We start from the raw sequence: 19,687 nt of genomic DNA, 5'->3' as shown, positions 1-19,687 counted from the left end.
CGGTTGCAGACACCGGCTTATTCATCGTCGTATGCTTTTTCATGGACTCACCCTCACTGTCGGTGGCTTCTTAGACCGCCACCGTGGCGCCTCGACGCCTCGGTGAGGGTGAGTCCATCCAATTACAATCGTGCATCCTCAGAACCGTAGGGCGGGCGCAGGAGCGGACTCTGTCCGCGATCCGGCCTCAGAGGTAATTGTTGGTGACCTCGTCCACATACCCTTCCGCCCGCATCTGGTCCAGGGCCTTCTGCAGGCGCTCGACCACCTCGTCCGGGGTGTCCTTGTTCAGCGCCAGGTACAGCTGCGCCTCGTTGAAGCGCAGCACCGTCTGCAGGCCGCTGACGCCCTCCTGCTTGGCCAGGTAGCGGCCCACCGGGTCGGTGGTGGCCCAGAGGTCGATCTGCCCGGTCATCAGCTTCTTCACGTTCTCCTGGTCGCGCAGGGCGTTGATCACCGGGATGCCCTGGCTCTCCAGCGCCTGGCTGACGGCGTCATTCTTGTAGGCGCCGAGCTTGTACTTGCCGGCCTCCTTGACGTCCTTCAGCGCGGTGATCTTGCTGCCCGGCGGGGCCAGCACCACCCAGCCGGTCTTCGCCAGCGGGCCCACCCACTTGAACAGCGGCACCCGCTCGGGGGTGTAGGTGGTGGAGAACAGGCCGTAGCCGGCGCGGTCCAGGGTCAGCTTGTACAGCCGGTCCCAGGGGAAGCGCAGGCTGAGGGTGTAGCCGATGCCGGCGCGCTTGAACATCTCGCGGACGATGTCCGCGCTGATGCCGTCGATGCCTTCGTCGCGGGCGAAGTTCTTGTCGTCCACCGCCATGTTGAACGGCGGGAAGTTCTCCGTCAGCAGCACCACCTTGTAGTCGGCGGGCAGGTCGGCGCGGGCCGTGGCGGCCCCCAGCAGCAGGCCGATGAACAGCCCGCAGGTCTTGAGTTTCAGCATGGTCATACCGCTCGCTTGGTTATCGTTATGGCTAGCGGCATCCCTGCATCGCGGACGCGATTCCCGTCCTGTACACCATCCCTGGCACAGCTCCGGCCGTGGCCGGCAACGCACCGCGGCGCCGCTCCCCTCGAGCGGCGCCGGCGGATCACAGGTAGCTGTTCAGTACATCGTCGACGAAGCCTTCAGCGCGCATCTTGTCCAGCGCGGCCTGCAGCTTCCGCACCACTTCGTCGGGGGTTTCCTTGTTCAGCGCCAGGTACAACTGGTCGCTGTTGAAGCGCAGCACCGTCTTCAGGCCGCTGACGCCGACCTGCTTGGCCAGGTAGCGCCCGGCCGGGTCGCCGCTGGCCCAGAGGTCGATCTCGCCCTTCTGCAGCTTGCCGGCGTTCTCCTGGTCGCGCAGCGCCAGCGCCGGCTCGAAGCCGTGCTCGGCGAGGTACTCGGCCATGGCGTCGCCCTTGTAGGCGCCCACCCGGTACTTCTTCGCCTCGTCCAGGCTCTTCAGGGCGATGGGGCTGTCGCCGCGGGCCAGCAGCACCCAGTCGTCCGGGCCGATGGGGCCGACCCACTTGAAGGCGCTTTCCCGCTCCGGCAGCCGCGCGGTGACGAAGACGCCGTAGTCCGGCTTCTCCAGCGCCAGCTTGTAGATGCGTTCCCAGGGGAAGCGCAGGGTCATGCTGTACTTGATGCCGGCGCGCTTGTACATCTCGCGGACGATGTCCACGGCGATGCCGTCGATGTTGTCTTCCTGGGCGAAGTTCTTGCCGTTGATGGCCATGTTGTAGGGCGGGAAGTTCTCCGTCAGCAGGACCATGCTGTAGTCCGGAGAGATTTCCGCATGCACTGTGCCAGCCAACAGCAGAGAGCTGGCCAGCAGGAGGCGTTTCAGCATCGCAGAACATTCCTGGTTGTAAGCGAAGGCGCAGAGCTTACCGCAAGTTTGCCATCATTCGGCCTTGCATCTTTCAGACCGCGTCACGCCCTGTAGGAAACATCGCCAGAAAGCACAAGGCCCGGCCGCCATGAGCGGGCCGGGCCCTGTCGCAAGCTGCACGCCGGCAGTGCGGCGCGCCCTTCAGCGCACCACGATGCCGCGGCTGGCCAGGTAGGCCTTGGCCTCCGGCACGCTGTACTCGCCGAAGTGGAAGATGCTCGCCGCCAACACCGCGTCGGCCTTGCCTTCGAGGATGCCGGCCGCCAGGTGCTCCAGGTTGCCGACGCCGCCGGAAGCGATCACCGGCACGTTCACCGCCTCGCTGATGGCGCGGGTCACGCCCAGGTCGTAGCCGCTCTTCACGCCGTCCTGGTCCATGCTGGTCAGGAGGATTTCGCCGGCGCCCAGGCCTTCCATCTTCTTCGCCCACTCCACCGCATCCAGCCCGGTGGGCTTGCGCCCGCCGTGGGTGAAGATTTCCCAGCGCGGGGTTTCGCCCGGCGCCGAGACCTTCTTGGCGTCGATGGCGACCACGATGCACTGCGAGCCGAAGCGCGCGGCGGCTTCGCCGACGAACTCCGGGGTGAACACCGCGGCGGTGTTGATCGAGACCTTGTCCGCGCCGGCGTTGAGCAGGTTGCGGATGTCCTGCACGGTGCGCACGCCGCCGCCGACGGTCAGCGGGATGAACACCTGGCTGGCCATGCGCTCGACCGTGTGCAGCGTGGTGTCGCGGCCATCGACGCTGGCGGTGATGTCGAGGAAGGTGATCTCGTCGGCGCCCTGCTCGTCGTAGCGGCGGGCGATCTCCACCGGGTCGCCGGCGTCGCGGATGTTCTCGAACTTGACGCCCTTGACCACGCGGCCGTTGTCCACGTCGAGGCAGGGGATGATGCGCTTAGCGAGGGCCATTCTGGTGTCTCCCAATCTTGAAATTCGCGGGAGGCTGAAGGCTGGAGGCTGAACGAAAAAGCGACTCGGTCACGTCCAGCCTTCAGCCTCCAGCGCTTCTATTCGTCTTTTGCCTGCCGATCGCAAAGCGCCTGCGCCTCGGCGACATCGAGGGTGCCCTCGTAGATCGCCCGACCGGTGATGGCGCCGATGATGCCCGGGGTGCGCGCGTCCAGCAGTTTCTGGATGTCGCCCAGGTTGTGGATGCCGCCGGAGGCGATCACCGGGATGCGCGTGGCGTTGGCCAGGGCGGCGGTGGCTTCGACGTTGCAGCCCTGCATCATGCCGTCCTTGGAGATGTCGGTGTAGACGATGGCGGAGACGCCGTCGGCCTCGAAGCGCTTGGCCAGGTCGATCACCTGCACTTCGCTGACCTCGGCCCAGCCGTCGGTGGCGACGAAGCCGTCCTTCGCGTCCAGGCCGACGATCACCTTGCCGGGGAAGGCGCGGCAGGCTTCGCCGACGAATTCCGGCTGCTTCACCGCCTTGGTGCCGATGATCACGTAGCTGACGCCGGCGCGCACGTAGTGCTCGATGGTCTCCAGCGAGCGGATGCCGCCGCCGATCTGGATCGGCAGGTTCGGGTAGCGCCTGGCGATGGCGGTGACCACCTCGCCGTTCACCGGCTTGCCTTCGAAGGCGCCGTTGAGGTCCACCAGGTGCAGGCGGCGGCAACCACCGTCCACCCATTTGGCGGCCATGGCCACCGGGTCGTCGGAGAAGACGGTGGCGTCTTCCATCAGTCCCTGGCGCAGGCGCACGCAGGCGCCGTCCTTCAGATCGATTGCGGGGATGATCAGCATCGGTTGAACCTGCTCGAATCCAAGTCGTGAATGGGGTCGGGTCAGCTCTTCTCGAGCGCCCACAAGTCGCTTTCGATGCTTTCGAACCTGTCTTTCAGGTGCGCCTGCACATCGAGAATCGCCTTGTTGTAGAACAGCGGGCCGAACTCGCGCATGAAGAAGTCCAGCACTTCCTCGGCCTCGAAGCCGCCCAGGTCCAGCTCGAAGCGCTCCTCGAGGAAACGCTGGATGGCCCGCGCCGCGCTCTGGCGCTGGGCGCCATCGAGTTCGAGGATCGCCGGCTTGTCCTTCTGGCGGGCCATGGCTTACCAGCGGCCGTCCCAGGCGGCGAAGTTCTGCAGCAGCTGCAGGCCGTGGGTGTGGCTCTTCTCCGGGTGGAACTGCACAGCGAAGCGCGGGCCCTCGGCCAGCGCGGCGGCGAAGTCGCGGCCATAATGGCCGCGGCCGGCGACCTGGCGCGGGTTGCCCGCCTCGATGTAGTAGCTGTGCACGAAGTAGAAGCGCGCTTCGTCGGGGATCTCGTGCCACAGCGGGTGGTCGAGACTCTGCTTGACCTGGTTCCAGCCCATGTGCGGCACCTTCAGGTGCTCGCCGTCCTCGTACAGGTCCTTGCCGAAGAAGCGCACCTGGCCGGGGAACAGGCCGATGCAGTCGACGCCGCCGTTCTCCTCGCTGTGCTCCAGCAGCGCCTGCATGCCGACGCAGATGCCGAGGAAGGGGCGGTCCTGGCTGACTTCACGCACCAGCGCGTCGAAGCCCAGGCGCCTGATCTCGGCCATGCAGTCGCGGATGGCGCCCACGCCGGGGAACACCACGCGGTCGGCCTCGCGGATCACCGCGGCGTCGCTGGTCACCAGCACGCGGCCGGCGCCCACGCGCTCCAGCGCCTTGGACACCGAGTGCAGGTTGCCCATGCCGTAGTCGATGACGGCGACCGTCTGCATTACAGGCACCCCTTGGTCGACGGCATCTGCCCGGCCATGCGCTCGTCCAGCTCGATGGCCATGCGCAGGGCGCGGCCGAAAGCCTTGAACACCGTCTCGATCTGGTGGTGGGTGTTGTGCCCGCGCAGGTTGTCGATGTGCAGGGTCACCTGGGCGTGGTTGACGAAGCCCTGGAAGAACTCCATGAACAGGTCGACGTCGAAGCCGCCGACGCTGGCGCGGGTGAAGGGCACGTGCATCTGCAGGCCGGGGCGGCCGGAGAAGTCGATCACCACGCGCGACAGCGCCTCGTCCAGCGGCACGTAGGCATGGCCGTAGCGGCGGATACCCTTCTTGTCGCCGATAGCCTTGGCGAAGGCCTGGCCGAGGGTGATGCCGATGTCTTCGACGGTGTGGTGGTCGTCGATGTGCAGGTCGCCCTTGCACTCGATGTCCAGGTCGATCAGGCCATGGCGGGCGATCTGGTCCATCATGTGCTCGAGGAAGGGCACCCCGGTATCGAAGCGGGCCTTGCCCGTGCCGTCCAGGTCGATGGACACCTTGATCTGGGTTTCCAGGGTGTCGCGCGCGACGGTTGCCTTGCGTTCGGCCATCACCAGCTCCACAGCTAACACTGCACTTGATTATAAGAGGGCCCGCATTATAGGCGCGGCGGGCCCCGCAGGGCTACGGGCGACGGTCGGCGGCGCTGGCCGCGGGGCGCCGCTTGTCCGTAAACTGCGCGTCCCCGCCGAGGATGCCGCCATGCCCGTGATCGTCGAACACCTTGCCCAGCCCTCCGCCCAGGACCGCCAGGACCTGGCCCGGCTCTACGCCGAGGCGCCGGCCTGGCTGCTCGCGCCCTTCGCCGATGGCGAGGCCCTGGTGGACGCCGCGCTGGCCGCGGGCACGCTGCTGACCGGGCGCTTCAACGACCGCCTGCTGGGCGCCGCCTGGCTGCAGCGCGATGCCGACGCCTGGCGCCTCTCGCGCCTGTGCGTGCGCCGCGTCACCCGCGGCCGCGGCGTGGCCCGCCGGCTGCTGGAGGAAGCCCAGCGCCAAGCGGTGCTCGCCGGCTGCCCGCTGCGCCTGCTGGCCCCGGCCGGGCAGGCGGAAGCGGCCGAGCTGGCCGCGCACCTGGGCCTGGCCCTGGAAACCGCGGAGGCACCGTGAACGACATCGACATCCTGGTCATAGGCGCCGGCGCGGTCGGCCTGGCCTGCGCCGCGCGCCTGGCCGCCTCCGGGCGCAGCGTGCTGATCGTCGAATCCGAGCGGCTGATCGGCAGCCACACCTCCAGCCGCAACTCCGAGGTCATCCACGCCGGCCTCTACTACCCGCCCGGCTCGCTCAAGGCCGAACTCTGCCTGGAAGGCCGCGAGCGCCTGTACGCCTGGTGCGCCAGCCACGACGTGGCGCACAGCCGCATCGGCAAGCTGCTGGTGGCCGTGGAAGACGCCGAACTGGGCAAGCTGGAAGCCCTCGCCGCCAATGCCCAAGCCAGCGACGTACATGACCTGCAGCCGCTGGACGCCACCCAGCTCCACGCGCTGGAGCCGGCGGTGCGCGGCGTGGCCGCCCTGCTCTCGCCGAGCACCGGGATCATCGACAGCCACGCCTACATGCTGTCGCTGCAGCACGCCGCGCAAATCCAGGGCGCGCAGCTGGTGCTGGACACCCGCATCGACAGCCTGCGCCGCGCCGCCGACGGCTGGGTCGCCGAAGGCGTCAGCGTCGGCGAGCCGTTCAGCATCCAGGCCGAACAGGTGGTCAACGCCGGCGGCCTGTTCGCCCAGCAACTGGCCGCCCGCACCGAAGGCCTGGAAGGCGTGCCGCCGCTGCACCTGTGCCAGGGCCGCTACTTCACCTACGGCGGCCGCTCGCCGTTCAGCCACCTGATCTACCCGATGCCCGAGGCCAACACCGCCGGCCTGGGCGTGCACGCCACCCTCGACCTCGGCGGCCAGCTGCGCTTCGGCCCGGACGTGCGTTACCTGGAGGCCATCGACTACCAGGTCGACGAAGCGCTGCGCGAGCCCTTCGCCCAGGCCATCCGCCGCTACTTCCCGGGCCTGGACGCCGAACGCCTGCAGGCCGGCTACGTCGGGATTCGTCCTAAACTGAGCGGCGCCGGGGAACCCGCCTCCGACTTCGTCATCCAAACCGCCGTGGACCACGGCCTGCCGGGCCTGGTCAACCTGTTCGGGATCGAGTCGCCGGGGCTCACCGCCAGCCTGGCCATCGCCGAACGCGTCGCCGCCGCCTGCTGAAGCGGGCGGGCGCATTGATATACTCCCGCCAATTCACCCGCCGCCAGAACAAGGACCCGTCCATGAAAGCGTTCGGCAAGATCCTGGGCATAGCCGTCCTCGCCCTGCTGCTACTGGTAGTCGCCGCCGGCTTCATCCTCACCCATTTCTTCGACCCCAACGACTACAAGGACGAGATCCGCCAGCTCGCCCGCGACAAGGCCAACCTGGAGCTGGACCTGCGCGGCGACATCGGCTGGAGCCTGTTCCCCTGGCTCGGCCTGGAACTGCACGACACCAGCGTGGCCAGCGTGCGCAGCCCGGACAAGCCGTTCGCCGACCTGCAGCTGCTCGGCCTGTCGGTGCGGGTGCTGCCGCTGCTGCGCCGCGAGGTGCAGATGAGCGACATCCGCGTGCAGGGCCTGACCCTCACGCTGAACCGCGACAAGGCCGGCAAGGGCAACTGGGAAGACATCGGCAAGCCGGCCCAGCCCTCCGGCGCCGCCACCTCCGCCACGCCGGCCGGCCAGGCCGGCGCGCCCGCCGAAGCGCCCAAGGCGCCGGCCGAGAGCGCTTCCACGCCGATGAAGCTGGACATCGACAGCCTCAACGTCAGCGGCGCGCGCATCGACTACAGCGACGAGCAGAGCGGCAAGCAGTACACCGTCGAAGGCCTGGACCTGAACACCGGCGCCATCCGCGAAGGCAGCAGCATCCCCTTCAAGCTCAACGCCTACCTGGGCACCAACCAGCCGGTGACCCGCGCCAAGACCGAGCTGACCGGCAACCTGCGCTTCGACCGCGCGCTCAAGCGCTACCAGCTGGAAGACGCCAAGCTCTCCGGCGAACTGGCCGGCGACCAGTTGCAGGGCCGCACCGCGACCTTCTCCGCCCAGGGCCAGCTGCTGCTCGACCAGGCCGCGCAGGTCGCCGAATGGAACGGCCTGAAGCTGTCGATCAACCAGCTGCGCGCCCTTGGCGAGCTGAAGGCGCGCAACCTCGACAAGGAGCCGCAGTTCACCGGCGGCCTGTCCATCGCCCCGTTCAACCTGCGCGAATTCCTCGACGGCCTCGGCCAGAAACTGCCGGAGATGGCCGACGGCAACACCCTGACCAAGCTGGAACTGGCCGCGCGCCTGGACGGCAGCCGCAACGCTGTCAACCTCAGCGACATCCAGCTCAAGCTCGACGACAGCAGCTTCAGCGGCAGCCTGGGCCTGGCCGACATCGCCAAGCAGGCCGTGCGCGTCCAGCTCAGCGGCGACAAGCTGAACCTCGACCGCTACCTGCCGGCCAAGGCCGCCAAAGGCGCCGAGGCGGCCAGCGCCAGCCGCAAGGCGGAAGTCGACGCCACCGTCGCCAGCGCCACCGGCAAGGGCGACAGCCCGCTGCCCAACGCCCCCACCCAGCAGGCCTGGAGCGACGCACCGCTGCTGCCGCTGGCCAAGCTGCGCACGCTGGACCTGGACCTCAACCTGAACCTCGGCCAGCTGACCCTCGACAAGCTGCCGATCGAGAACGCCGTGCTCAAGCTGCGCGGGCAGAACGGCCAGTTCAACCTCGACGACATGCGCGGCGAACTCTACGACGGCCGCTTCAACGCCAAGGCCAGCCTCGACGTGCGCCAGGACGTGGCGCTGCTGGCGGCGCAGAAGCACATCGAAGGCGTGCCGGTGGAGAAACTCCTCCAGGCCCAGGGCCAGAAGCCGCCGGTCACCGGCCTGCTGAACCTGGACGCGGACATCACCACCCAGGGCAACAGCCAGAAGGCCTGGATCGACAACCTCAACGGCAAGGCCAACTTCAAGCTGAGCAAGGGCGTGCTGCTCAACGCCAACCTGGAAGAGCAGCTGTGCCGCGGCATCGCCACCCTCAACCGGAAGAGCCTGAGCGCCGAGCACGGCGGCAAGGACACGCCCTTCCGCGAGCTCAACGGCAGCCTGACCTTCCACAACGGCGTGGCCAGCAACCCCGACCTGCGCGTCGCGGTGCCCGGCCTGACGGTAAAGGGCGACGGCGACCTCGACCTGCGCGTACTGGGCATGGACTACCGCGTCGGCGTGATCATCGAAGGCGACAAGAGCGACATGCCCGACCCGGCCTGCGAAGTGAACAAGCGCTACATCGGCATCGAATGGCCGCTGCGCTGCCGCGGCCCGCTGGAACTGGGCGCCAAGGCCTGCCGCCTGGACCAGGAAGGCATCGGCCGCATTGCCGGGCAACTGGCCGGCCAGCGCCTGAACGAAAAACTCGAAGAGAAATTCGGCGACAAGGTCAGCCCCGACCTGAAGGACGCCCTGAAGAACCTGCTGAAGAAGAAATGACCCCCGAACGCTTCAATACCGCGGTCCTCGACTGGTACGACCGCCACGGCCGCCATGACCTGCCCTGGCAGCGCGACATCAACCCCTACCGGGTGTGGGTGTCGGAAATCATGCTGCAGCAGACCCAGGTGAGCACCGTGCTGGGCTACTTCGACCGCTTCATGGCGGCGCTGCCCACGGTCGCCGACCTGGCCGCCGCGCCCGAGGACGAAGTCCTGCACCTGTGGACCGGGCTGGGCTACTACACCCGCGCGCGCAACCTGCAGAAGACCGCGAAGCTGGTAATGGAGCGCCACGGCGGCGAATTCCCCCGCGACCTCGAGCAGCTCACCGAGCTGCCCGGCATCGGCCGCTCCACCGCCGGGGCCATCGCCAGCATTTCCATGGGTCTGCGCGCGCCCATCCTCGACGGCAACGTCAAGCGCGTGCTGGCCCGCTACCTGGCCTGCGACGGCTACCCGGGCGAGCCCAGGGTGGCGAAACAGCTGTGGGAAGCGGCGGAACGCTTCACCCCGCACGCGCGGGTCAACCACTACACCCAGGCGATGATGGACCTGGGCGCCACCCTCTGCACCCGCAGCAAGCCCAGCTGCCTGCTGTGCCCGCTGAGCGAGGGCTGCCGCGCCCACCTGCTCGGCCGCGAAAGCGCCTACCCGGTGCCCAAGCCGCGCAAGGAGCTGCCGCAGCGGCGTACGCTGATGCCGATCCTGGCCAACCGCGAAGGCGCCATCCTGCTCTACCGCCGCCCGTCCACCGGCCTGTGGGGCGGCCTGTGGAGCTTCCCGGAACTGGACGACCTCGCCCAGCTCGACCCGCTCGCCGCGCAGCACGCCCTGCGCCTGGGGCAGCGCCACGAACTGCCCGGCCTGACCCATACCTTCAGCCACTTCCAACTGGCCATCGAGCCCTGGCTGGTGCGCGTGGAAGACGCAGCCGGCGGCGTGGCCGAGGGCGACTGGCTCTGGTATAACCTGGCCACCCCGCCGCGGCTCGGTCTCGCGGCCCCGGTCAAGAAGCTGCTCAAGCGGGCAGCCGACGCGTTGAATGCAGGAGAGATGACATGAGCCGAATGGTGATGTGCCGCAAGTACAAAGAACAGCTGCCCGGCCTCGATCGCCCGCCCTACCCCGGCGCCAAGGGCCAGGACATCTACGAGCACGTGTCGAAGCAGGCCTGGGACGAGTGGCAGAAGCACCAGACCATGCTGATCAACGAGCGCCGGCTGAACATGATGAACGCCGAGGACCGCAAATTCCTCCAGGGCGAGATGGACAAGTTCCTCTCCGGCGAGGAATACGCCCAGGCCGACGGCTACGTCCCGCCGAGCGCGTAAGCTCCGGTATTAACTGAAAATTTTTTCGCGGCACGCTTGACACCCTTTCGGAAAACCTTTTTAATGCGCGCCACGTTGCCCAGGTAGCTCAGTTGGTAGAGCAGGGGATTGAAAATCCCCGTGTCGGCGGTTCGATTCCGTCCCTGGGCACCAAGAACACCGCTCCGAATGATCCTGAATCATCCCGGAGCCCAAGAAAACCGGCCTCTGAGCCGGTTTTTTTGTGCCCGCATGAATCCGTATGGCGATACACAAACCGGATTTTTAGGGGTACAAATAGGGGTACGGCCCGATTCGATATTGAGCGTACCCCTATGGCTCGACCAGTCGTCCCCCTCTCCGACTCCAAATGCGAGGCCGCGAAGCCCCGCGAGAAGCCCTACAAGCTCGCCGACGGCCAAGGCCTATACCTGCTGGTGCGCCCCACTGGCAGCAAGGTCTGGCGGATGAAGTACAACCGCCCCAATGGCCAGGAGAACACGCTGACCTTCGGCGAGTACGGCCGGCAGGGTATATCCCTCGCCAAGGCCCGCGAGGAGCGTCGGAAGGCCCGCGACTTGCTCGCCCAAGGCATCGACCCGGCCGAACAGGCCAAGCTCGAGGAAGCCAAGGCGAAGAACGCCACCACCTTCGAGGCCGTCACCCGCGAATGGCACGCTGCCCAGGTGAAGCGCGGCAAGTGGTCGGCCGGCCACGCGGAGCGCGTGCTGCGCGAAATGGAGGCGGATCTGTTCCCGGCCCTCGGTAAGCGCCCCGTCGAGAAGTTGAAGACCCGCGACCTGCTGGCGCCCCTGCTCGAAGTCGAAGCCCGCGACGCCCTGGACATGGCCGCCAGGCTGAAGCAACGCCTGTGCGCCGTGATGCGCCACGCCACCCAGACCGGCCTGCTCGACTACAACCCTGCCCAGGACCTCGGTGGCGCGATTTCCACCCGCAAGGCTACCCACCGCCCTGCGCTGCCCCTGGAGCGTCTTGGCGAGCTTCTGGAGCGCATCGACGGCTATGCCGGCCGCACGCTTACGAAGTACGCCCTGCAACTCACCCTGCAGGTATTCGTGCGATCGAGCGAGCTGCGCATGGCCAGGTGGCGGGAAATCGACTTCGACCGCGCCCTTTGGATCATCCCGCCAGAGCGCGAGGCCCTGCCCGGGGTGAAGCACTCCACCCGCGGCAGCAAGATGCGCGACGAACACCTGGTGCCGCTGTCGCCCCAGGCCCTGGCCATCCTGCGCCAGCTCCACGAACTCACCGGATCGGGCGACCTGGTGTTTCCCCACGACGCCTACGCCAGCAAGCCGATGAGCGAGAACACCGTGAACGCCGCCCTTCGGCGCCTCGGCTACGACACCAAGGTCGACGTCTGTGGCCACGGTTTCCGCACCATGGCGTGCTCTGCCCTGGTCGAGTCCGGCCTGTGGTCGAAGGATGCCGTGGAGCGCCAGATGAGCCACAAGGAGCGCAACGGCGTGCGCGCCGCCTACATCCACCGCGCCGAACACATCGAGGAGCGCCGGCTGATGCTCAACTGGTGGAGCAACTTCCTCGACGAGAACCGTCGCAAGACCATCACCCCGTTTGAATACGCCCGGCCAGCAGGGAAGAATGTTACGGGCCTACGGAGAGCAGCGACATGAGCCGATTGAACAAGTTCAAACAGTTCCTCACTCAAGAAGAGGCTGCAGCCCTATTGGGACTTCTGATTAACGAAGAAGTATCAGCTTCCGATATCGAGAGACTCCAGAATGACTGGGAAATTGGAAGGGCTGTTCAAATCCCCTATGGCCAACTAGTAAAACTTGAACCATGCAGGGCCACTGTCAAAAGCGCCGAGGTAATGCGTATAGGCGAGGTGGTCGGAGAATGCTATGGATTCCACTACCCATGCGAAACGGTAACTGTAGGAGACGACCTACAGGTCTGCTCGCTTCGGGGCGCCAGCGGCACCTACTATGCCGTAGCAGTGCCGCCTGGAAATCTCATAACACTCGCGGACTATGAAAACTCCGGCATTGAGTCAAAACTAATTGATCCGCGAGAAATTTATAGAATTGCAAAAATAGCGAATGACGACAATCAAACGAAACCATTTAAAGTTGCCCCACTGCTGAACTTTCTGACTGTATGCGAAGAGGAAATTTATGACTTCCTTCCTGGGGAAGAACCGCCGAAGCATGCTCCGCCAAAACTGAAACTAGTTAAGCAGACAAACTCTCAGCTATTGGCCATTGCCTCGCTCATAGATATCGCACGGGAAAGATCAGGGAAGAACAGCACTCAAGATGCACTGATTGAAAAGATACTAAAGCGCGCCGATGGCAAAAGAGGGCTGAGTGAAAGCGGCCTGCAGAAGCTGTTCGCTGACGCGAACAACGCCGCCAAGGACTGGAAGGACTAAGGAGTTTGCAATTGCAAAACGGATTTTTGCAGTTGAAATGACTGTACATCCAGACAGTTAAATCATGCCTCCGTGTTCATACGGAGGCATACAGATGCAACCCACCCCAACCCCGGCCAAGGCCCTGATCCGCAAGAACGCGCTCTGCGCCTGGCTCGATATCACCCCTGGCGGCCTGGACAAGCTGAAGGCCAAGGACGCCACCTTCCCCAAGCCCATCAAGGACAGCCCCACCCGCCAGGCCGCTGCGTATTACGTGGTTGCCGAGGTCGAGGCCTGGCTGCAGCGCAAGATCGCCCAGCGCGACGGGGCGGCCGCATGAAGCCCCTTGCGCAAGCCCGTCGCCGGCGCTATGGTTCGTGCGTCGCGGTAAATCCCGCGATCGACCTTGGCCGGTCGAGTAAATGTAGGCGCACAGGCGCCCAATCTTTCATTGCAGGCGCTTTTTTTGCGTCCGCAGTGCCGTGTTATGGCGGCAGTGCGCGGGACACCTTCGGGTGTGCCGGGTACCTACATTCCCGGTCGGCCAACCCGCGTACTGCTGCCTCCCTCACTCGCTTGGCCGCGAGCGGTGGCAGCTCCCAAAATGTAGGAGCTTCGCCCATGAATGCCCGCAATCCGTCTGCGCACGCCTCCGCCTGGAAGGCCCGCGCTCTTTCCGCCCTTCGCAGTAACTCCTCCCTCTCCGTCCGCCTGGCTCGCTACAACGCCGCCATGGCCCGCGCTCGCGCTCTGGAAGCGCAGGAGGTGGACCATGCTCAGCGCTAAGCATCACGGCTTCATCGATATCGAGGTCCTGGCCGCCGCCACCCTCTCCGGCGAAGACATGGCCTACATGAACGCCGCCCGCGAGGAGTTCCAGAAGCTGGACACCCTGATCCGCCAGGTAGTGATTCCGGCAGCAGGTGGCTACGGGACACCGATGGCCCGCGAACTCGACGCACATCTGGAAAACGTCCGAATGCTCTCGGCCAACTTCTGCTGGCGTCATCGTCACCTTGGGGCCTCCCACAACGCCAAGGAGGTGCGCCATGCGTAACCTCGCCGCCCTGGTCGACTTCGACGACTGCCGTGCACACGAGCTGAAAGCCCAGCCCGCCACCCCGCAAGACCAGGAGTAACCGACATGACCATGAAAAACGGCGCCAATGCGCCGATGGCCCCGCTCGGCCTGGAGAAAGTGGAAATGGCCTTCCGGGACGCGCTGCAGGTTGTGTTCGGCCGGCTCACCTGGCTGCCCCTTGCAGACGGCATCATCCATCGCTTCCACGTCCCGGGCGACCGCGCCGGAAGCCTCAACGGCTGGTATGTGCTGTTCGGTGACGGCTCGCCGGCGGGCGCTTTCGGCAGTTGGAAAACCGGGGAAGCCCACCACTGGAGTGGCGGCGGGAAGGTTTCCTCCGATGGAGTAAACCAGATACGCGAGCGCATCGAGCAGGCTCGGCGCCAGCGCGAAGCCGAGCAGCACCAACGCCAGCAGCAGGCCGCCGAGCTTTCCCACCGCTGGTGGAATAGTGCCCGGTGCGCCGCGCCCTCCCACCCCTACATGCAGGCGAAGCAGGTTCACCCCTACAGCCTGCGGCAGCGTCACGGGGAGCTGCTGGTGCCGCTGTACTTCGACGGCGAACTGGTGAACCTGCAGCGGATCGGCGCGGACGGCAGCAAGCGCTTCCTCCGCGGGGGCCGGATCACTGGCTGCTACTCCCCGCTGGGCAGCATCTCCCCAGGGCGCCGGCTGTACGTCTGCGAAGGTTGGGCGACCGGCGCCAGCATCCACGAGAACACCGGCAGCCCCGTCGCCTGCGCCATGAACGCCGGCAACCTGAAGCCTGTGGCGCTGGCGCTCCGCTCCAAGTACGGCGACCTGGTGGAGTTGGTCATTGCCGGCGACGACGACCGCCAGACCCCGGGCAATCCGGGACGCACCGCCGCGGTGGCCGCTGCACTGGCTGCCGGCGCCCTGGTCACGTTCCCCGACTGGCCTGACGACGCACCGCCCTCCCTCTCCGACTTCAACGACCTCGCCTGCTGGAGGATCGCCCATGTCCGCTGATCCCATCACCATCATGAAGGCGCCTGTGTCGCCTCTTTGGCGCGCCGAACTCACGCCGGCCTCCTCCATCGTTCCCAAGCCGATCCGCTGGCTGTGGCCTGGCTGGATCGCTAGGGGCAAGCTCACTCTGCTGGCTGGTGCTGGTGGCAGCGGCAAGACGACGCTCGCCATGGGGCTGATCGGCACCGTCACCAGCGGCGGGCGGTGGCCGGACGGAGAGCTTTGCCAGGAGCCCGGCAACGCCCTCATCTGGTCCTCCGAGGACGACCCGGCCGACACGCTGGTGCCTCGCCTGATGGCGGCCGGCGCCGACCTCAGCCGCGTGCACATCATCCAGGGGCGGATTAACGCCCTGGGCGAGCGCGAGCCCTTCGATCCGGCCAGCGACTTCGACCTGCTGCGCGAGGCCGTGGAAGCAATCGGCGGCGCCTCTCTGCTCCTCCTTGATCCCGTGGTCAACGTGGTGAAAGGGGACATGCACCGCGCCAACGAGGTCCGGCGCTCGCTCCAGGCCGTGGTGGACTTCGCCGAACAGCAATGGTGTGCCGTGCTGGGCATCAGCCACTTCAGCAAAGGGAGCGGCGGCGCCTCGCCGGCTGATCGGGTGATCGGCAGCCAGGCCTTCGGCGCGCTGGCGCGGGCGGTACTCGTTGCCGCCAAGCAAGAAGATTCGGACGTCCGGGTGCTGGCGCGGGCCAAATCCAACATCAGCGACGACCAAGGCGGCGTTGGCTACCTGGTGGAGACCTGCACAGTCGGCGACGGCCTGGAGACCACCCGCGTGCTGTGGGGCGACCGCATCGAGGGAAGTGCGCGCGAGATCCTGGCCGACGTCGAAGGAAGCGGTGAGGACGACAGGCGCTCGGAAATGGATGAGGCCTGCGATTTCCTCCGCGACCTGCTGGCGGACGGCCCTGTGCCAACGAAGAGGATCAAGGCCGACGCCGATGGCGCTGGCCATGCCTGGGCGACCATCCGTAGAGCGCAGAAGGTCGTAGGCGCGGAAGCCGTCCGAATCGGCGAGGAAGGCAAGAAAGGGGGCGGCACTTGGTACTGGGAATTAAGTTGCTCATCGACCTCTGAGCACCTTAATCGTACTCGGAATGAGCACCTTAAAGACGCCCAGCAACCACGGGGCTTCCAGGCGTATTTGGATGACGACGAAGGGTTAAGGTGCTCAGGAAATACTGTGAGCACCTTAATTGAAAATCCGGTCATTGGGCCGGATGAGGAGGGGTTCTGATGGCCGCCATCGACTTCCTCCGCGATCAAGGTTTGACCGTCCGCCGAGTTGGGATGCGGGTAGTCGTCGGCCCCAAAGGCAGGATCACCGACGACTTCCGAAAGTACGTCAAAGCCCACCGCCTGGAGCTACTAGCCGAGCTGGCGGCGAACGATGGCCAGGAGCGGCGCTGCCACTGGCAGATCACCCTGGGCGGGAAACCGCTCTGCACGATGATCGGCGAGCCCATGACTCACGCCGAAGCCTTGAACGCTGCTCGCTGGCGCTGGCCTGGCGCGGAGGTGTCGCCATGAGCATCGACGACGAGATCCGCGCTCACCTGGAACGCCTGGGCGTGGAGCCGCTTCTCGGCGGACTCATCCCGGAGAACGCGACCGCCGAACTGCTCGGCTACGCCCCTTCCTACCTCCGCCGACTCGCCGCGGCCGGCCAGCCGCCTCTGCCCTTCGTGCGCCGCGGCAACCGCAGGTTCTACAAGGTCGACGACATTCGGAGATTCGTGACGGAAACCGTCGGATGACGGCGGTTTGTTCGATTGAGGCCCCCAACTGCTGCCCTCACCGTAAGGGCAGCAGAAATCTGCTCGGCATGACGCCGGTTAGAAACCTCATATCACCGCCCTGGAGGCTCAAGAATGACCCAAGCAAAAGGGATGACCGTTCACCTGGATGAAGGCTGTGTCGCAGCCCTCACCCAACTGAAGCGGCAGATCGACGCCACTGCACCGGCCGGCATGCCGGTCTTCTCCATCCAGGCCCTGGCCCGCCATGCGATCCGCAAGTGGTGCGATCACGTCGCGGCTCCGGTTCCGCATCCTGCCGACGAGCAGGCCGGCAGCGAGGGCTGATCGTGGACATTCAACTTTATGACGTGATCGACGCGGCGAGCGCCCAGCAGGTGAAGGTTGCCCTGGTCGGCCAAATGCCGGTGACGCTCCACATCAACAGCCCAGGCGGCAGCGTGACCGACGCCCTGGCGATCTACAGCAGCCTGCGCAAGCACCCCGGGTGCGTCACTGCCATCGTCGACGGCCTGTGCGCCAGCGCGGCAACCATCGTCGCCATGGCCGCCGATGAGATCGTGATGGCCGAGCACAGCCTGCTGATGGTCCATAACCCCTGGACAGTCGCCTCTGGTGACGCGGGCGAGATGCGGAAAACGGCCGATGCCCTGGAGAAAGCCGCCAACGAAATGGCCGCGCTCTACACCGAGCGGACTGGCCTGGCCGAGGACAAGGTGTCCGCGATCATGGGCGCCGAAACCTGGTTCAACGCCTACGAAGCCGTAGCCGCGGGCTTCGCGCATCGAGTGGACGAGGCCGAGCGCAGCAAGCCGCGTCTGGCCGCCACCGCCATGACCTTCCTCGCCTCTGTCATCCGGTCGCCGGAGGACATCGCACAGTGCCGCAGCCGCCTGGCGCAGAGCCGGGAGGAGCACCGCCGCAACCTCAATGCGCTCCTCGAGCCCTTCGCGGGCATGCGGGGCATCGACCAGCTACGGGAGAGTAACGAACTGATGACCTACAACACCGACAAGGCCCGCGAGCGTCTACTGCTCGCCCTGGGCGAAGGCACCCAGCCGGCGAACCCGCCCGGCGCGGGCGCCCACATCTTCGCCGGCAATGGCAACATCGTGCGCGACGGCATGATCGACGCCCTCAGCGCCCGCCTGGGCCTCGCTCAATCGCGCGATGCGCGTAACCCCTACCGCACCATGTCGCTGGTCGACATGGCTCGGGCGTCGCTCACTGAGCGCGGCGTGGGGGTGGCCACCTTCGGCAGCAAGATGCAGTTGGTCGGCGCGGCCTTCACCCATACCACCAGCGACTTCGGCCAGGTGCTGATGAGCGTGTCCGAGAAGGCCATGCTGCGCGGCTGGCAGAATAGCGGCGAGACCTTCCCGCTGTGGACCAAGGCCGGCGAGCTGACCAACTTCCACACCGCCCACCGCGTCGGCATCTCGGGCTTCCCGACCCTGCCGAAGATCCCGGAGGGCGCCGAGTACAAGTACGTTACCTGCAGCGATCGTGGCGCCCCCATCGCGCTGGCGACCTATGGCGGCCTCTTCGGCATCACCCGCCAGGCGATCATCAATGACGACCTGAGCGCCTTCAGCACGCTGCCCAACAACCTGGGCCGTGCTGCCAGCCGCACCATCGGCGACCTGGTGTATGCCGTGCTCACCGGCAACGCCCCGTTCGTTGACGGCAAGGCACTGTTCCACTCTGACCATGGCAACACCGACGAGACCGGGGCAGGCATGTCCCCTGCGCTGCTGGGCGAGCTGCGTCGCAAGATGCGCCTGCAGAAGGACGCCTATGGCGACTCGCTGAACATCGCCCCGGCGTTCGTGATCGTGCCCGCCTCCCTGGAGTCTGCCGCCATCCAGGTGCTGCACAGCACGTCCGTGCCTGGCGCTGAGACCAACAGCGGCATAGTCAACCCGGTGAACCAGATGGGTCAGTTGATCGTTGAGAGCCGCCTGGATAGCGCCCCGGCACCGTACTGGTACGTGGCCGCAGAGCAAGGCTCCGACACCGTAGAGGTGGCTTATCTGGATGGCGTCGACACCCCCTACCTGGAGCAGCAGGAAGGCTGGACTGTCGACGGCGTGAACTTCAAGGTCCGCATCGACGCTGGCGTCGCTCCGCTGGACTACCGTGGTCTGGCTCGCGCCAAGTACAGCGCGTGAGCCTGACGGGGCAGGCGGCCGGACCGAACTCCCCGGCCGCCTGCCCTTCTTTCTTTCCGGGTCCTCCCCGGCATCCCCCCGCCAGAGGGTAATTCGAGCCCCGCGCGCCAGCTATGTATGACCAATTTCCGGGTGTTGGTTGTTGTTTAGTCCCGCCGCCAGAACCCGCGCCGCGCCTCACTCCCCGCCGATAGACATACCAACTTAACCCCCACTCGGAACCTGGTCGCTTTCGCTTTCGGTTCCAATGCCACCTTACGATCGCTGCCCTTCGTTTCGCCCCGATGCTTTACCTGCAATGCAGAGCCGATTGCGGTTGCTGCGGTCACGCTGGCACCGTGACAAAGAGGAAGCGCAGCGCGACAGCATGGCCCACAACTGGACCATCCGCGGCGATCTGTCGATCCCGCAGGTTTTGCCCCTATCGCGCAGACAGGCGCTAGATCGCGTGAACCGTTTCCCTCTATCGAGACCAATGGCGGCGCGGCCTGTAGCGACTCTTCGCATCCAACAGAGTGGAGGATTTGGAGCTGGTCGAGATGGCTCCAATCTGAGCTATCTACCCAACACCGCAAAACCGAAGGACATTTCCTCAAATTGAGGAAATGTCACGCCAATCAGCTTTCCTCCGGTGGAGGAAACCCAGGCCAATCCTCAAGCTGAGGCCGGACCCTCGCCAACCTCTGGTGATGGGATAGGTGAAGCCCAGCTCCAAGGTGGAAGCTAACCTGCTCACATCAGCCGCTGGCTGAGGTCTCCACAATCTGCGGAGCCCCATGGCCAACCTGGTGGCGCAGAACTGCGCCACCGCCCCCTGGGTGGGTCCTCCCCAGGGGTAG

General features: G+C 66.1%; 23 protein-coding genes and 1 tRNA gene. 17 read left to right on the top strand and 7 right to left on the bottom strand.

Going from position 1 to position 19,687, the window contains the following annotated elements; genetic code table 11:
- Positions 1-187 precede the first annotated feature (187 nt).
- The 7 genes from QSJ95_RS30435 to hisB all read right to left on the bottom strand — a co-directional run bounded on the left by QSJ95_RS30435 (position 188) and on the right by hisB (position 5,174).
- Positions 188-946, bottom strand: a complete 759-nt coding sequence (locus QSJ95_RS30435; protein ID WP_043269104.1) for a substrate-binding periplasmic protein — start codon at positions 944-946, stop codon at positions 188-190.
- Positions 947-1,094: 148 nt separating this feature from the next.
- The gene (locus QSJ95_RS30430; RefSeq protein ID WP_285647398.1) at positions 1,095-1,841 is read right to left on the bottom strand and encodes a substrate-binding periplasmic protein; all 747 of its coding nucleotides are present in this window, start codon (positions 1,839-1,841) and stop codon (positions 1,095-1,097) included.
- Between the two features lie 183 nt (positions 1,842-2,024).
- Positions 2,025-2,795 carry an imidazole glycerol phosphate synthase subunit HisF gene (hisF, locus tag QSJ95_RS30425; protein WP_009613829.1) on the bottom strand — a complete coding sequence of 257 codons (771 nt, stop codon included), beginning with the start codon at positions 2,793-2,795 and terminating at the stop codon, positions 2,025-2,027.
- 98 nt (positions 2,796-2,893) lie between these two features.
- Complete coding sequence (gene hisA / locus QSJ95_RS30420; protein ID WP_116425085.1) at positions 2,894-3,637, bottom strand: 1-(5-phosphoribosyl)-5-[(5-phosphoribosylamino)methylideneamino]imidazole-4-carboxamide isomerase; 744 nt, start codon at positions 3,635-3,637, stop codon at positions 2,894-2,896.
- 41 nt (positions 3,638-3,678) lie between these two features.
- On the bottom strand, positions 3,679-3,939 hold the full coding sequence (locus QSJ95_RS30415) for a DUF2164 domain-containing protein (RefSeq protein ID WP_043268350.1): 261 nt from the start codon (positions 3,937-3,939) through the stop codon (positions 3,679-3,681).
- A 3-nt stretch (positions 3,940-3,942) separates the two neighbouring features.
- A complete protein-coding gene (hisH, locus tag QSJ95_RS30410; protein ID WP_058070789.1) occupies positions 3,943-4,581 on the bottom strand; it encodes an imidazole glycerol phosphate synthase subunit HisH in 639 nt (212 codons plus the stop codon).
- Positions 4,581-5,174, bottom strand: a complete 594-nt coding sequence (gene hisB / locus QSJ95_RS30405; RefSeq protein ID WP_043256084.1) for an imidazoleglycerol-phosphate dehydratase HisB — start codon at positions 5,172-5,174, stop codon at positions 4,581-4,583. Before hisB ends, hisH begins: the two co-directional genes overlap by 1 nt.
- A gap of 151 nt (positions 5,175-5,325) precedes the next feature.
- Between hisB and QSJ95_RS30400 the strand changes: the two genes are divergently transcribed.
- From QSJ95_RS30400 to QSJ95_RS30320, 17 genes are all read left to right on the top strand, one after another.
- Positions 5,326-5,733, top strand: a complete 408-nt coding sequence (locus QSJ95_RS30400) for an acetyl-CoA sensor PanZ family protein (protein WP_043268346.1) — start codon at positions 5,326-5,328, stop codon at positions 5,731-5,733.
- The gene (locus QSJ95_RS30395; RefSeq protein WP_285647397.1) at positions 5,730-6,830 is read left to right on the top strand and encodes an NAD(P)/FAD-dependent oxidoreductase; all 1,101 of its coding nucleotides are present in this window, start codon (positions 5,730-5,732) and stop codon (positions 6,828-6,830) included. Before QSJ95_RS30400 ends, QSJ95_RS30395 begins: the two co-directional genes overlap by 4 nt.
- Before the next feature lie 62 nt (positions 6,831-6,892).
- Positions 6,893-9,133, top strand: a complete 2,241-nt coding sequence (locus tag QSJ95_RS30390; RefSeq protein WP_285647395.1) for an AsmA family protein — start codon at positions 6,893-6,895, stop codon at positions 9,131-9,133.
- Positions 9,130-10,197 (top strand): A/G-specific adenine glycosylase, encoded by a 1,068-nt coding sequence (gene mutY, locus QSJ95_RS30385; RefSeq protein WP_058070793.1) that lies wholly within the window; start codon positions 9,130-9,132, stop codon positions 10,195-10,197. The genes QSJ95_RS30390 and mutY overlap by 4 nt, the downstream gene beginning before the upstream one ends.
- Positions 10,194-10,466: an oxidative damage protection protein gene (locus tag QSJ95_RS30380; RefSeq protein WP_009613840.1), complete on the top strand. Its 273-nt coding sequence runs from the start codon at positions 10,194-10,196 to the stop codon at positions 10,464-10,466. The genes mutY and QSJ95_RS30380 overlap by 4 nt, the downstream gene beginning before the upstream one ends.
- Before the next feature lie 77 nt (positions 10,467-10,543).
- Positions 10,544-10,619, top strand: a tRNA-Phe gene (locus tag QSJ95_RS30375).
- Positions 10,620-10,780: 161 nt separating this feature from the next.
- A complete protein-coding gene (locus QSJ95_RS30370) occupies positions 10,781-12,100 on the top strand; it encodes a tyrosine-type recombinase/integrase (protein ID WP_285647392.1) in 1,320 nt (439 codons plus the stop codon).
- Entirely contained in the window at positions 12,097-12,861 is a 765-nt protein-coding gene (locus QSJ95_RS30365) for a hypothetical protein (protein WP_285647390.1), read from the top strand. The genes QSJ95_RS30370 and QSJ95_RS30365 overlap by 4 nt, the downstream gene beginning before the upstream one ends.
- 94 nt (positions 12,862-12,955) lie before the next feature.
- Positions 12,956-13,183 (top strand): helix-turn-helix transcriptional regulator, encoded by a 228-nt coding sequence (locus QSJ95_RS30360; protein WP_285647388.1) that lies wholly within the window; start codon positions 12,956-12,958, stop codon positions 13,181-13,183.
- Between the two features lie 281 nt (positions 13,184-13,464).
- Positions 13,465-13,629 (top strand): hypothetical protein, encoded by a 165-nt coding sequence (locus tag QSJ95_RS30355; RefSeq protein ID WP_285647386.1) that lies wholly within the window; start codon positions 13,465-13,467, stop codon positions 13,627-13,629.
- A complete protein-coding gene (locus QSJ95_RS30350; RefSeq protein ID WP_285647384.1) occupies positions 13,616-13,900 on the top strand; it encodes a hypothetical protein in 285 nt (94 codons plus the stop codon). The genes QSJ95_RS30355 and QSJ95_RS30350 overlap by 14 nt, the downstream gene beginning before the upstream one ends.
- Before the next feature lie 93 nt (positions 13,901-13,993).
- Entirely contained in the window at positions 13,994-14,914 is a 921-nt protein-coding gene (locus QSJ95_RS30345) for a toprim domain-containing protein (RefSeq protein ID WP_502945334.1), read from the top strand.
- Positions 14,904-16,157 (top strand): AAA family ATPase, encoded by a 1,254-nt coding sequence (locus QSJ95_RS30340; protein ID WP_285647380.1) that lies wholly within the window; start codon positions 14,904-14,906, stop codon positions 16,155-16,157. The genes QSJ95_RS30345 and QSJ95_RS30340 overlap by 11 nt, the downstream gene beginning before the upstream one ends.
- The gene (locus tag QSJ95_RS30335; protein ID WP_285647379.1) at positions 16,157-16,450 is read left to right on the top strand and encodes a hypothetical protein; all 294 of its coding nucleotides are present in this window, start codon (positions 16,157-16,159) and stop codon (positions 16,448-16,450) included. The genes QSJ95_RS30340 and QSJ95_RS30335 overlap by 1 nt, the downstream gene beginning before the upstream one ends.
- Positions 16,447-16,677, top strand: coding sequence for a helix-turn-helix domain-containing protein (locus QSJ95_RS30330; RefSeq protein WP_285647377.1), 231 nt, complete (start codon positions 16,447-16,449; stop codon positions 16,675-16,677). The genes QSJ95_RS30335 and QSJ95_RS30330 overlap by 4 nt, the downstream gene beginning before the upstream one ends.
- 114 nt (positions 16,678-16,791) lie before the next feature.
- The gene (locus tag QSJ95_RS30325; RefSeq protein WP_285647374.1) at positions 16,792-17,004 is read left to right on the top strand and encodes a hypothetical protein; all 213 of its coding nucleotides are present in this window, start codon (positions 16,792-16,794) and stop codon (positions 17,002-17,004) included.
- A 2-nt stretch (positions 17,005-17,006) separates the two neighbouring features.
- A complete protein-coding gene (locus QSJ95_RS30320) occupies positions 17,007-18,848 on the top strand; it encodes a ClpP-like prohead protease/major capsid protein fusion protein (protein ID WP_285647373.1) in 1,842 nt (613 codons plus the stop codon).
- Positions 18,849-19,687 lie beyond the last annotated feature (839 nt).

Origin of the sequence: Pseudomonas sp. NBRC 100443, assembly GCF_030268185.1 — a bacterium.
In the GTDB taxonomy this organism is placed as follows: Bacteria; Pseudomonadota; Gammaproteobacteria; order Pseudomonadales; family Pseudomonadaceae; genus Pseudomonas; species Pseudomonas citronellolis.
Note: the sequence above shows the minus strand (reverse complement) of the source record. Positions and strands in the feature narration are given on the sequence as shown.

Coding starts and splice junctions, on each gene's coding strand:
- QSJ95_RS30340 (WP_285647380.1), top strand. CDS start 14,904: ATGTCCGCTGATCCCATCACCATCATGAAGGCGCCTGTGTCGCCTCTT.
- QSJ95_RS30380 (WP_009613840.1), top strand. CDS start 10,194: ATGAGCCGAATGGTGATGTGCCGCAAGTACAAAGAACAGCTGCCCGGC.
- QSJ95_RS30325 (WP_285647374.1), top strand. CDS start 16,792: ATGACCCAAGCAAAAGGGATGACCGTTCACCTGGATGAAGGCTGTGTC.
- hisF (WP_009613829.1), bottom strand. CDS start 2,795: ATGGCCCTCGCTAAGCGCATCATCCCCTGCCTCGACGTGGACAACGGC.
- QSJ95_RS30330 (WP_285647377.1), top strand. CDS start 16,447: ATGAGCATCGACGACGAGATCCGCGCTCACCTGGAACGCCTGGGCGTG.
- QSJ95_RS30390 (WP_285647395.1), top strand. CDS start 6,893: ATGAAAGCGTTCGGCAAGATCCTGGGCATAGCCGTCCTCGCCCTGCTG.
- QSJ95_RS30355 (WP_285647386.1), top strand. CDS start 13,465: ATGAATGCCCGCAATCCGTCTGCGCACGCCTCCGCCTGGAAGGCCCGC.
- QSJ95_RS30345 (WP_502945334.1), top strand. CDS start 13,994: ATGAAAAACGGCGCCAATGCGCCGATGGCCCCGCTCGGCCTGGAGAAA.
- QSJ95_RS30400 (WP_043268346.1), top strand. CDS start 5,326: ATGCCCGTGATCGTCGAACACCTTGCCCAGCCCTCCGCCCAGGACCGC.
- QSJ95_RS30360 (WP_285647388.1), top strand. CDS start 12,956: ATGCAACCCACCCCAACCCCGGCCAAGGCCCTGATCCGCAAGAACGCG.
- QSJ95_RS30365 (WP_285647390.1), top strand. CDS start 12,097: ATGAGCCGATTGAACAAGTTCAAACAGTTCCTCACTCAAGAAGAGGCT.
- QSJ95_RS30350 (WP_285647384.1), top strand. CDS start 13,616: ATGCTCAGCGCTAAGCATCACGGCTTCATCGATATCGAGGTCCTGGCC.
- hisB (WP_043256084.1), bottom strand. CDS start 5,174: ATGGCCGAACGCAAGGCAACCGTCGCGCGCGACACCCTGGAAACCCAG.
- mutY (WP_058070793.1), top strand. CDS start 9,130: ATGACCCCCGAACGCTTCAATACCGCGGTCCTCGACTGGTACGACCGC.
- QSJ95_RS30370 (WP_285647392.1), top strand. CDS start 10,781: ATGGCTCGACCAGTCGTCCCCCTCTCCGACTCCAAATGCGAGGCCGCG.
- QSJ95_RS30415 (WP_043268350.1), bottom strand. CDS start 3,939: ATGGCCCGCCAGAAGGACAAGCCGGCGATCCTCGAACTCGATGGCGCC.
- QSJ95_RS30430 (WP_285647398.1), bottom strand. CDS start 1,841: ATGCTGAAACGCCTCCTGCTGGCCAGCTCTCTGCTGTTGGCTGGCACA.
- QSJ95_RS30335 (WP_285647379.1), top strand. CDS start 16,157: ATGGCCGCCATCGACTTCCTCCGCGATCAAGGTTTGACCGTCCGCCGA.
- QSJ95_RS30435 (WP_043269104.1), bottom strand. CDS start 946: ATGCTGAAACTCAAGACCTGCGGGCTGTTCATCGGCCTGCTGCTGGGG.
- hisH (WP_058070789.1), bottom strand. CDS start 4,581: ATGCAGACGGTCGCCGTCATCGACTACGGCATGGGCAACCTGCACTCG.
- hisA (WP_116425085.1), bottom strand. CDS start 3,637: ATGCTGATCATCCCCGCAATCGATCTGAAGGACGGCGCCTGCGTGCGC.